Origin of the sequence: Streptomyces sp. SDr-06 (assembly GCF_003324565.1) — a bacterium.
Taxonomy (GTDB): Bacteria; Actinomycetota; Actinomycetes; order Streptomycetales; family Streptomycetaceae; genus Streptomyces.
The window spans coordinates 262,026-272,195 of the sequence record NZ_QOLA01000009.1 but is presented as its reverse complement, the minus strand read 5'-3'; the positions used below and the strand labels follow the sequence as shown (position 1 = coordinate 272,195).

General features: G+C 71.8%; 10 protein-coding genes and 1 pseudogene. 8 read left to right on the top strand and 3 right to left on the bottom strand.

Features of this window, described 5'->3' with window-relative positions; translation table 11 throughout:
- From DT019_RS39650 to DT019_RS20680, 8 genes and pseudogenes are all read left to right on the top strand, one after another.
- Positions 1–1,462, top strand: a pseudogene (locus DT019_RS39650) (hypothetical protein); the annotation flags it as partial.
- Between the two features lie 9 nt (positions 1,463–1,471).
- Positions 1,472–1,885 carry a roadblock/LC7 domain-containing protein gene (locus DT019_RS20710; protein WP_100577622.1) on the top strand — a complete coding sequence of 138 codons (414 nt, stop codon included), beginning with the start codon at positions 1,472–1,474 and terminating at the stop codon, positions 1,883–1,885.
- Positions 1,886–2,063: 178 nt separating this feature from the next.
- Positions 2,064–2,471, top strand: coding sequence for a DUF742 domain-containing protein (locus DT019_RS20705; RefSeq protein WP_053727885.1), 408 nt, complete (start codon positions 2,064–2,066; stop codon positions 2,469–2,471).
- Positions 2,452–3,033 carry a GTP-binding protein gene (locus tag DT019_RS20700; protein ID WP_114038358.1) on the top strand — a complete coding sequence of 194 codons (582 nt, stop codon included), beginning with the start codon at positions 2,452–2,454 and terminating at the stop codon, positions 3,031–3,033. The genes DT019_RS20705 and DT019_RS20700 overlap by 20 nt, the downstream gene beginning before the upstream one ends.
- A 356-nt stretch (positions 3,034–3,389) precedes the next feature.
- Entirely contained in the window at positions 3,390–6,602 is a 3,213-nt protein-coding gene (locus tag DT019_RS20695) for a nitrate- and nitrite sensing domain-containing protein (RefSeq protein WP_114038357.1), read from the top strand.
- Between the two features lie 10 nt (positions 6,603–6,612).
- Positions 6,613–7,026 (top strand): roadblock/LC7 domain-containing protein, encoded by a 414-nt coding sequence (locus tag DT019_RS20690; protein WP_053725133.1) that lies wholly within the window; start codon positions 6,613–6,615, stop codon positions 7,024–7,026.
- A gap of 111 nt (positions 7,027–7,137) precedes the next feature.
- Positions 7,138–7,722, top strand: a complete 585-nt coding sequence (locus tag DT019_RS20685) for a DUF742 domain-containing protein (protein ID WP_114038356.1) — start codon at positions 7,138–7,140, stop codon at positions 7,720–7,722.
- Positions 7,703–8,284: a GTP-binding protein gene (locus tag DT019_RS20680; protein ID WP_100577617.1), complete on the top strand. Its 582-nt coding sequence runs from the start codon at positions 7,703–7,705 to the stop codon at positions 8,282–8,284. The genes DT019_RS20685 and DT019_RS20680 overlap by 20 nt, the downstream gene beginning before the upstream one ends.
- Before the next feature lie 130 nt (positions 8,285–8,414).
- On the opposite strand, the gene DT019_RS20675 is transcribed toward DT019_RS20680, so the two are convergent.
- The 3 genes from DT019_RS20675 to DT019_RS20665 all read right to left on the bottom strand — a co-directional run bounded on the left by DT019_RS20675 (position 8,415) and on the right by DT019_RS20665 (position 10,170).
- Positions 8,415–9,245, bottom strand: a complete 831-nt coding sequence (locus tag DT019_RS20675) for an alpha/beta fold hydrolase (RefSeq protein WP_114038355.1) — start codon at positions 9,243–9,245, stop codon at positions 8,415–8,417.
- Entirely contained in the window at positions 9,238–9,825 is a 588-nt protein-coding gene (locus tag DT019_RS20670; protein WP_114038354.1) for a TetR/AcrR family transcriptional regulator, read from the bottom strand. The genes DT019_RS20675 and DT019_RS20670 overlap by 8 nt, the downstream gene beginning before the upstream one ends.
- 132 nt (positions 9,826–9,957) lie before the next feature.
- On the bottom strand, positions 9,958–10,170 hold the full coding sequence (locus DT019_RS20665) for an acyl-CoA carboxylase subunit epsilon (protein WP_114038353.1): 213 nt from the start codon (positions 10,168–10,170) through the stop codon (positions 9,958–9,960).

Genomic DNA, 10,170 nt, shown 5'->3' with positions numbered 1-10,170 from the left:
GATCTTGGCCGCGGGCGCCCCGCGCGGCCAGGTCGCCGGCGGCCAGGGCCCGCGCGCGGCCCTGCCGCCCCGCAACGGCGGCCCGCAGCAGGGTCAGCCCCCGCAGCAGCAGGGCCAGCAGTCGGCGTTCGGCAGCGGCCCGGCCGCTCCCCGCCGCGGCGACCGTCCGATCACCCCGCCGCCCGGCGCCCCGCGCGCCGAGCTGCCCGGCGGCAACCCGCAGGCGCAGCAGCCCGCCCGGCCGCAGGCCGCGAGCTGGGGCGCCGACCCGTCCGCGGCCTCGGCCCTGGACGCGCCGCGCGGCCACGAGGAGCCGGAGCAGCACACCGGCCAGTACCCGCGTCCCGCGCTGGACGACCGCCAGGGCCCCGGCGCGACCGCCGAGTTCGCCCGGCCGGACTTCGACGGGCCGCCGCCCGGCAGCCAGCAGGACCAGGCCTCGGGCACCGGCACGTTCGTACGGCCCGACGTGTTCGGCGCCCCGGCCGCCCAGGACCCCGCGGGGACCGGCCAGTTCGAGCGGCCGGGCGGGTACAACGGGTACGGCGACCAGTCCGCCAACACCGGGCAGTACGCGCGTCCCGAGCAGGACCTGTCCACCACGGGCTCGTTCGCGCGCCCGGACCAGGACCCGTCCGCCACCGGCCAGTTCGCCCGGCCCGGCCAGGACACCGGCTCCTACCCGCGCCCCGCCGACGACCGCCAGAACCCGGCGGCGACCTCCGAGTTCGCCCGCCCGGACTTCAACGCGCCGCGGCCGCCCGCGCCGCAGCCGGTCCAGCCGCAGCAGTACCAGCAGCAGGCGCCCCAGCAGGGCCAGGACTTCGGTCAGGGCGCCCCGCGCCCGCGCCGGGACGGCAACGACTTCGCCGGCCAGCGCCGCCCGGCCGCGAGCCTGCCCGCGCAGCCGCAGCACGAGGCGCTGCCGCCGGCCGGTGCCGGTGACGGGCGCACCCCGCTGTTCGACACGCTGGAGACCAACTGGTTCCAGCAGCAGGGCCAGCAGGGCGGCCAGCCCCAGCAGCCCGCGACTCAGACGCCCCAGGCTCCGCAGCCGCAGGGTCTGGGCGGCGCGCCGCAGCAGCCGGCGCCCGAGCGCCGCCCGGTCCGCGGGACCGGCGGTGCGAACGGCTCCGGCGCCGCGGACGCGGGCACCAACGGCAGCGGCGCCTGGCGCAGCTCGCCCAACGACGATCTGGTCCGCCAGGCCGAGCGAGCCCGCAAGCCCGCCGCCGGTGGCGTGACCACGTCCGGTCTTCCCAAGCGGGTCCCGCGCGCCAACCTGGTGCCGGGCACCGCACAGCAGCAGAACCACCAGGCAGGACCCCAGGTCTCCCGGGCGCCCGACGACGTGCGCGGCCGGCTGACCAATCTCCGCCGGGGCATCCAGCAGGGCCGGCAGGCCGGCAACGGCTCCACCGGCAGCTTCCACGTGGACCCCACTCACCAGCAGGAGCGTTAGTTGAGTCCGATGAGCCAGGCGGCACAGAACCTGAACTGGTTGATCACCAACTTTGTGGACAACACCCCCGGGGTGTCCCACACGGTGGTGGTCTCCGCCGACGGCCTGCTCCTCGCCATGTCCGAAGGCTTCCCGCGCGACCGCGCCGACCAGCTGGCCGCCGTGGCGTCGGGGCTGACCTCGCTGACCGCGGGGGCCTCCCGGATCTTCGAGGGCGGCAGCGTCGCCCAGACCGTGGTGGAGATGGAGCGCGGCTTCCTCTTCCTGATGTCCGTCTCCGACGGTTCCTCCCTGGCCGTGCTCGCGCACCCGGAGTGCGACATCGGCCTGGTGGGCTACGAGATGGCCCTCCTGGTCGACCGCGCCGGCAGCGTCCTGACGCCGGACCTGCGCGCCGAGCTCCAGGGCAGCCTGCTCCACTGACCGCAAACCCCCCGGCCGAGCCGCTCGCGAGGCCGGGGGTCGGGAGCCACCAGCGCCGCCCCCTCCGGCGCGGACCGGCCCCCGCACGTTGCAGATATCCGTCCCGGCCGCACGACTCCCCCCACCGGCCCTGCCCGACGGCTCGCAGATGGCTTGCTGTCCCCGCCCGGAGGAACCAATGACCCCGCCACCCGCCTCACACGATTCGTACGGCGCGCTGCACGATGCGGCGTACGACGGTGAAGGCGACCAGCCGCTGGTCCGTCCGTACGCCATGACCGGCGGCCGGACCAGGCCGCGCTACCAGCTCGCCATCGAGGCGCTGGTCAGCACCACCGCAGACCCGGCGCACCTTGCCACGCTTCTTCCCGAGCACCAGCGGATCTGCCACCTCTGCCGTGAGGTCAAGTCGGTGGCGGAGGTCTCCGCGCTGCTCCAGATGCCGCTCGGTGTCGCCCGGATCCTCGTCGCCGACCTGGCGGAGGCCGGCATGGTGGCGATCCACCAGCCGGGCAATGGAGAGACCGGCGGCACGCCGGACGTAACGCTGCTCGAGAGGGTGCTCAGTGGACTTCGGAAGCTCTAGCGGCGGCGCCGCCCGCTCCACTACTTCCGCGAAGATCGTGGTGGCGGGCGGTTTCGGCGTGGGCAAGACCACGTTCGTCGGCGCGGTCTCGGAGATCAACCCGCTGCGCACCGAAGCCGTGATGACGTCCGCGAGCGCGGGCATCGACGACCTGACCCACACCGGGGACAAGACGACCACCACGGTCGCCATGGACTTCGGCCGCATCACCCTCGACCAGGACCTGATCCTGTACCTGTTCGGCACCCCCGGCCAGGACCGCTTCTGGTTCATGTGGGACGACCTCGTACGCGGCGCCATCGGCGCCGTCGTCCTCGTCGACACCCGCCGCCTCGCCGACTGCTTCCCCGCCGTCGACTACTTCGAGAACAGCGGCCTCCCCTTCGTCATCGCCCTCAACGGCTTCGACGGACACCAGCCCTACACCCCCGACGAAGTACGCGAAGCCCTCCAGATCGGACCCGACACCCCGATCATCGTCACCGACGCCCGCCACCGCGCCGACGCCAAGAGCGCCCTCATCACCCTCGTCGAACACGCCCTCATGGCCCGACTCAAGTAGGCGGTGCCATACGGCAGTTGTCGTAGGCGAAACGGGGGCGGACTGTGTCCTTTGACACGATCCGCCCCTGTGTTCATAACGTTTCGACAGAGAATTCTCGTGTCACCGCAACCCGCCGCGTTCATCCGGTGTCGCTGCGCTCACATCAGCCCCGCCATTTGGCGGGGCTCGCTCTTTATGCCCGTTTTATCTGAGGCTTTGGCCACTCGGAACCGCAGATTCCAGACGTTTGGATGGCGGCCGTCCCACGTGCTGGAATTCGACGAACTCCCGAGTAGTACGGCCCCGAGAAGTACGGCTCTGAAACACACAGCGGCACGCCCCACGGGTGCCGGCTCCGAGAGGTTGTTGGTCGAGTGAAGCGAAGCAGGACGAGCTCCGCGACGCAGCAGGCGCGGGGCAACTTCACCCCGCCGCAGCGCACGGCGGTGGCACAGCCCGCGCCCCAGACCTCTGCCCCGGATCCCGGCAAGGACACCCCGGGCAGCAGCAGCCGTTTCTCCCCGCGCAACTGGCGCGTGGCCACCCGGCTGAACGCGATCCTCCTCATCCCCGTGCTCGTCGGCCTCGTCATGGGCGGCTTCGAGGTGAAGGGGTCCATAGCCACCTGGCGCGACGCCCGCAACGCGGAGAAGGTCGCGAACATCGTGCGCGCCGCCTCCGACTACGGCCAGGCGCTTCTCAACGAGCGTGACCTCACCGCTCAGCCGCTGCTCCAGAACAAGCGCGACAGCGACGACGTCAGCAAGGCGTACGCGACCTCGGACGCGGCCCGCGCCAAGTTCGACGACGCCGTCAAGGGCATGCCGGACACCCCGAGCCTCAAGCGCCGCCTGGCCAAGGTCCGCGACGCCGAGAAGACCCTCGACGACCTGCGCAAGACCGCGTACGCCAAGGGCGTCGAGGCCAAGAACCCGGTGCTGACCGAAGAGGGCTACACCGCGATCCCGCACTACCTGAGCACGTTCTCCAACGAGCTCGGCCTGGGCACCGGCAACATCACCAGCTACGGCCGCATGGTGTACGCGGTCGACCTCGCCAAGTCCGCGGAGTCGCTCCAGCGCTCCATCGGCCTGCACCTCCTGCTGCGGCCGAGCGACGACCCCAAGACCTTCCAGATGCAGGTCAAGGCGTTCAACTCGTACAACTACCTGGAGTTCATCGCCCTCGGCGAGTTCGACGCCGGTGGTACGGACGCCGACAGCCAGCACCTCAAGGAGGTCATGGCCACCAAGGCGGCGAAGGTCGCCCAGGACTTCCCGGGAGCCAAGCAGCAGGCCGACAACGGCCCGCACATCGGTGCCGCCCCGGCCGCCGACGGCTCGATCTACAACGGCATGGCCGCCGCGATCGGCGAGGGCCAGACCGCCAAGCAGCTCAAGGCCCAGGGCATCACGCCCGAGTCCTGGATGGCCGCGTCCACCTCGAAGTTCGAGGGCTACAGCGAGGTCGAGGACGAGCTCGTGGGCCGGGCCGTGACCGAGGCCGGCCAGATCGCCGACGACGCCAAGACCACCGCGTACATCAACGGTGCGATCGTCGTGGTCGCCCTGCTCGCCGCCTTCATCCTGGCCGGCATGGTGGCCCGCCAGATGAGCCGCTCGATGCGCCGACTGCGCAACGCCGCCTTCGACGTGGCCGAGCAGCGCCTGCCGATGCTCGTCGACCAGCTCTCGCGCACCGAGCCGGGCCGGGTCGACACCCGCGTCGAGCCGATCCCGATCGACTCCACGGACGAGATCGGCGAGGTCGCCCGCGCCTTCGACCAGGTGCACCGCGAGGCCGTCCGCCTCGCCGCCGAGCAGGCCCTCCTGCGAGGAAACGTCAACGCGATCTTCACCAACCTCTCGCGCCGCAACCAGTCCCTGATCGAGGGCCAGCTGACCCTCATCACCGACCTGGAGAACAACGAGGCCGACCCGGACCAGCTGGAGAGCCTCTTCAAGCTGGACCACCTCGCGACCCGTATGCGCCGCAACGGCGAGAACCTGCTGGTCCTCGCGGGCGAGGAGCCGGGCCGCCGCTGGGACCAGCCGGTCCCGCTGGTCGACGTGCTGCGCGCCGCCTCCTCCGAGGTGGAGTCGTACGAGCGCATCGAGCTGTCCGGCGTCCCGGAGGCCGAGATCCACGGCCGTGCCGTGACCGACCTCGTGCACCTGCTCGCCGAGCTCCTGGAGAACGCCACCACGTTCTCCTCCCCGCAGACCAAGGTCCGCGTCACCGCGACCCGTCTCCCCGACGGCCGCGTCATGATCGAGATCCACGACAAGGGCATCGGCCTGACCGCCGAGGACTTCGCGGACATCAACCACCGCCTGGCCAACCCGCCGACCGTGGACGCCGCCGTCTCCCAGCGCATGGGCCTGTTCGTGGTCGGCCGGCTGTCCGACCGGCACGGCATCCGGGTCCAGCTGCGCCCCTCGGGCGAGCAGGCCGGCACCACGTCCCTGGTCATGCTCCCGGACCCGATCACCCATGGTGGCGGTGGCGAGAGCGCCCCGCTGGGCGACGACTTCACGGTGTCCTCGATCATCCCCGAGCAGCACCAGCAGCAGGCGTACGAGTCCGCTCCCGCCCCGATGCGGACGGCGGCCGAGCTCGGCTTCGACGACTCGCGGTACGAGAGCGCCGATCAGTCCGACCCGCGCGAACTCGACCCGGTGAACCGGTCGTTGATGCGCGAGGAGCGCCGCGCGGCCCTGGAGGCCCAGGCGCAGGGCGGCGAACGCCCGCTGTTCCGGGACGAGTTGGAGCCCCAGCAGTCCCCGGCGTACGACGGCTCGTACGAGGGCCCGCAGCAGTACGCGACGCAGGACCAGTCCTACGAGGGCTCCTACGAGCCTCAGCAAGCGGGCGGCGGCTACGACGGCTCGTACCAGAACCAGCAGTACGCCCCCGAGCACACCGGTGCCTACGCGCAGGACTCCTACGCGCCCCAGAACGGCTACCAGGAGTCCGGCTATGCGGAAGGCTCCTACGGGGGCCCCGCGGCCGACCAGGGCCCTTACGAGGCCCCGTACGCCGCCCAGGCGCCGCAAGGCGATTGGCAGCAGGAGAACGCCTACCAGGAGCCGTACGCGGCCCCCTTCCAGCCGGAAGCGGAATCCGTCGAGGAGTCCCGGGGCGTTCCCGAGGGCACCGCGGACCGCGTAGGCTTCGACCGTCCGGGCCCCACCCCGACCAACGGTCACGGGCTGACCGGCGCGGGTCTGCCGCGGCGCGGCAGCCAGCAGAGCCGGCCGGCCGAGCCCGAGCAGGAGCAGGGGCAGCAGGCCGCGACTCCGGACGGACCGGCAGGCGACTGGCGCTCGACCAACGACGAGCGCTGGACGCGGGCCGAGAAGCTCCGTGAGCCCAAGGCCGGCGGGGTCACTCCCTCCGGTCTCCCCCGGCGGGTGCCCAAGGCCAATCTGGTCGAGGGCGCGGCCGAGCAGACTCCGCAGGGCGGCCCCCAGGTCTCCCGCGCTCCGGAGGACGTGCGCGGCAGGTTGAGCAACCTGCGCCGCGGTGTCCAGCAGGGCCGTAACGCGGGGTCGGACACAAGTAACACCTACAACCAGGAGCGTTAGTGTGAGCCCGATGAGCCAGGCGGCGCAGAATCTGAACTGGTTGATCACCAACTTCGTGGACAACACCCCCGGGGTGTCCCACACGGTGGTGGTCTCCGCCGACGGACTCCTGCTGGCGATGTCCGAAGGCTTCCCCCGGGACCGGGCCGATCAGCTGGCGGCCGTGGCCTCCGGTCTGACGTCCCTCACCGCGGGTGCCTCCCGGATCTTCGAAGGCGGTGCCGTCAACCAGACGGTGGTGGAGATGGAGCGCGGCTTCCTCTTCATCATGTCGGTCTCCGACGGTTCCTCCCTCGCCGTCCTCGCGCACCCGGAGGCCGACATCGGTCTGGTGGGTTACGAGATGGCCCTGCTCGTGGACCGTGCCGGGAGCGTGCTGACTCCCGACCTGCGCGCGGAACTTCAGGGAAGCCTTCTTAACTAGTTACCGATCAGTTCTCAATCAGCAGACAGGCCGTGCGTTTCTCGCCACCGCCCCATAAGGTGCGGTGGCGCGGCCCCAATGGGACGGGCACCGGTAGTCGGAGGAGGAAACGTGACAACACCCCCAGGCGGTCACCCTTACAGCGGTGGACAGCAGTCTCCGGGTGAGCACGGGCAGAACCGCTTCAACTTCCCCTCCACGCCGACCAGACACGGTCAGGGACAGGGCGGCCAGTACCAGGGGCCCTACCAGCAGCCGAACCGTCAGCCGAGCCCGTACGACCAGCCGCCGCAGCCCCGGATCGAACCGGTGCAGCCGAGGCAGACCCCCCAGCCTTCCCCGGCGGGCGGCGCGCACAATCCCCTTGTGCGGCCGTACGCCATGACCGGCGGCCGCACCCGGCCGCGCTACCAGCTCGCCATCGAGGCGCTGGTGCACACCACGGCGGAACCGGCAAGGCTGCAAGGGCAGTTGCCCGAGCACCAGCGGATCTGCCACCTGTGCCGCGAGATCAAGTCGGTCGCAGAGATCTCGGCACTCCTCTCCATCCCCCTCGGCGTTGCCCGGATCCTCGTCGCCGACCTGGCGGAGGCCGGACTTGTCGCCATCCACCAGCCCGGCGGCGACGAGTCCGCCGGCGGACAGCCAGACGTGACACTGCTCGAAAGGGTGCTCAGTGGACTTCGCAAGCTCTAGCGGCGGTGCTGCCCGCTCCACTACTTCCGCGAAGATCGTGGTGGCGGGCGGTTTCGGCGTGGGCAAGACCACGTTCGTCGGCGCGGTCTCGGAGATCAACCCGCTGCGTACGGAAGCCGTGATGACCTCGGCGTCGGCAGGCATCGACGACCTCACGCACACGGGTGACAAGACCACGACGACCGTGGCGATGGACTTCGGCCGCATCACCCTCGACCAGGACCTGATCCTGTACCTGTTCGGCACCCCCGGCCAGGACCGCTTCTGGTTCATGTGGGACGACCTCGTACGCGGCGCCATCGGCGCCGTCGTCCTCGTCGACACCCGCCGCCTCGCCGACTGCTTCCCCGCCGTCGACTACTTCGAGAACAGCGGCCTCCCCTTCGTCATCGCCCTCAACGGCTTCGACGGACACCAGCCCTACACCCCCGACGAAGTACGCGAAGCCCTCCAGATCGGACCCGACACCCCGATCATCGTCACCGACGCCCGCCACCGCGCCGACGCCAAGAGCGCCCTCATCACCCTCGTCGAACACGCCCTCATGGCCCGACTCCGGTAGTACGGCGACAGACGAGAAGGCCCCGCCTTCCCGCCAGGGAACCCGGGGCCTTCGTCGCTTGCCCGGGAGCGCGGGGCGGACGGCCCCCTGCGGCCCCGACCGAACACCGGCGCATTCGAGCCAGGTCCGCTCAGCCCAGCAACTCGCCCAGCTTCAGGGCGAATGGGGCTGGATGCGTCACCACTCCCACGTGCCCGCCGGGGAACTCCGCGAGCTCGGTCCCGTACCGCTCGGCGAGCTTCGCGGCCGGACGGTACAGCCGCAATCCGTGCGACGCCCACCCCGCCGCGGGCACCAACTTGCCCGCCTGCGCGTCGAGTCGGGCCAGGTCGGGCACATGGCCGCTGAACGGGCCGAGGATCCGCCCCAGGAAGAACGCCGCGTTGCCGGCCACCCGCCCGAACGTCTCGGCCATGCGCGGCGAGAGCCCGGAGAAGTCCGGCTTGTCGCCCCGCTCCTCGCCGCACCCCGCGCCCATTTCGGCCATCGCCGCCGCGACGCCCGCGCGGTGGAAGGTCGCGACGACCGAGGCGAAGAAGGCGTGCTGCTCGGCCGCGTCGGGCAGCAGGTCGACCAGCACCGGCTCGTGCGCGACCACCCGCGCGAGGCGTTCCGGGTGCCGGGTGAGCAGTTCCACCGCGACGATGGCACCCGAGCTGGTGCCGAAGACGTGGGCGGGCGCGCCGTCGGGCGCGACGTGGGCGAGCAGCCGGTACGCGTCGTCGGCCTGCTCCTCGACGCGCTGGTCCACCTCCGGCCCGTCCAGCGGGCTGCGGGAGTGGCCGCGCGGGTCGTACGTCACCACGGTGAAGCGGTCGGCGAGCGCGTCGGCGACCGGTTCGAAGATCCCGGCGTCGCCGCCGCCACCGGGGATGAGCAGCAGTACGGGCCCGGATCCGCGCACCTCGTGGCGCAGGGTCGCGCCGGGCACCTTCAGGGTGCCGACCGCCGGTTCAGTCATCGTTCTTCTCCTCGCTCCGGGGCCAGTGCTCCAGCGCGATGTGCAGCGCCTCGACGCCGCGCTCCCACGACCTCCGCACCTCGCGGGGATGGCCGAATCCGCCCTCCGCCTCCAGGCTGACGTAGCCGTGGAAGGTGCTGCGCAGCAGGCGCACGGCATCGGTGAGGTCGGGTTCGGTGAGGCCGTAGGCGCGGAGCATGCCGTACGTCGTGTCCGCGGTGCGCGCCATGACGGTCGAGCCGACCAGGAGCTCGGGGTCGACCCGGAACTGGGTGGCGGCGTACCGGCCGGGGTGGGCCAGCGCGTAGGCGCGGTAGGCGTCGGCGAAGGCGACCAGGGCGTCCTTGCCGGCCCGGCCCGCGACGGCCGCGGCGATGGAGTCGATGAACTCCCCCGCCGTGTACAGCGCCACCCGCTGGCGCAGCTCGCGGAGGTTCTTGACGTGCGAGTACAGGCTCGCGTCCTTGACCCCGAAGCGCCGGGCGAGCGCGGACAGCGTGATGCCCTCGAACCCGGCTTCGTCCGCCAGCTCGGCGGCCGCCACGGTGAGCCGCTCGACCGTCAGCCCCGCTCGGGCCATCCCCATTACCTCCGCGCCAGAACCTAGCCCCTCTAGGTTTACGCCTAATATACATAGGCCCAGCGGCCCTGAACAGCGAAGAGCCCCCGCCGGGAGGGGCGGGGGCTCTTCGCGAGGCGGTCCTGGGCGGGGTCAGCCCTGCCAGGAGTGGGGGGCGCGGAAGCCGGGGGTGCGCTCCAGGCGGCGCCAGCCCGCGGTGGAGCGGCCGCGCTTGGGGGCGGGGGCGGGCTGGGCGGCGGCCCGGGCGAGCAGGACCGCGGTGATCGCGGCCAGCTCCTCGGGGGCGGCGTCGCCCTTCTCCACGCGGAGCAGGGACTCGGACGAGGTGGAATTCGGAGTGCTCAA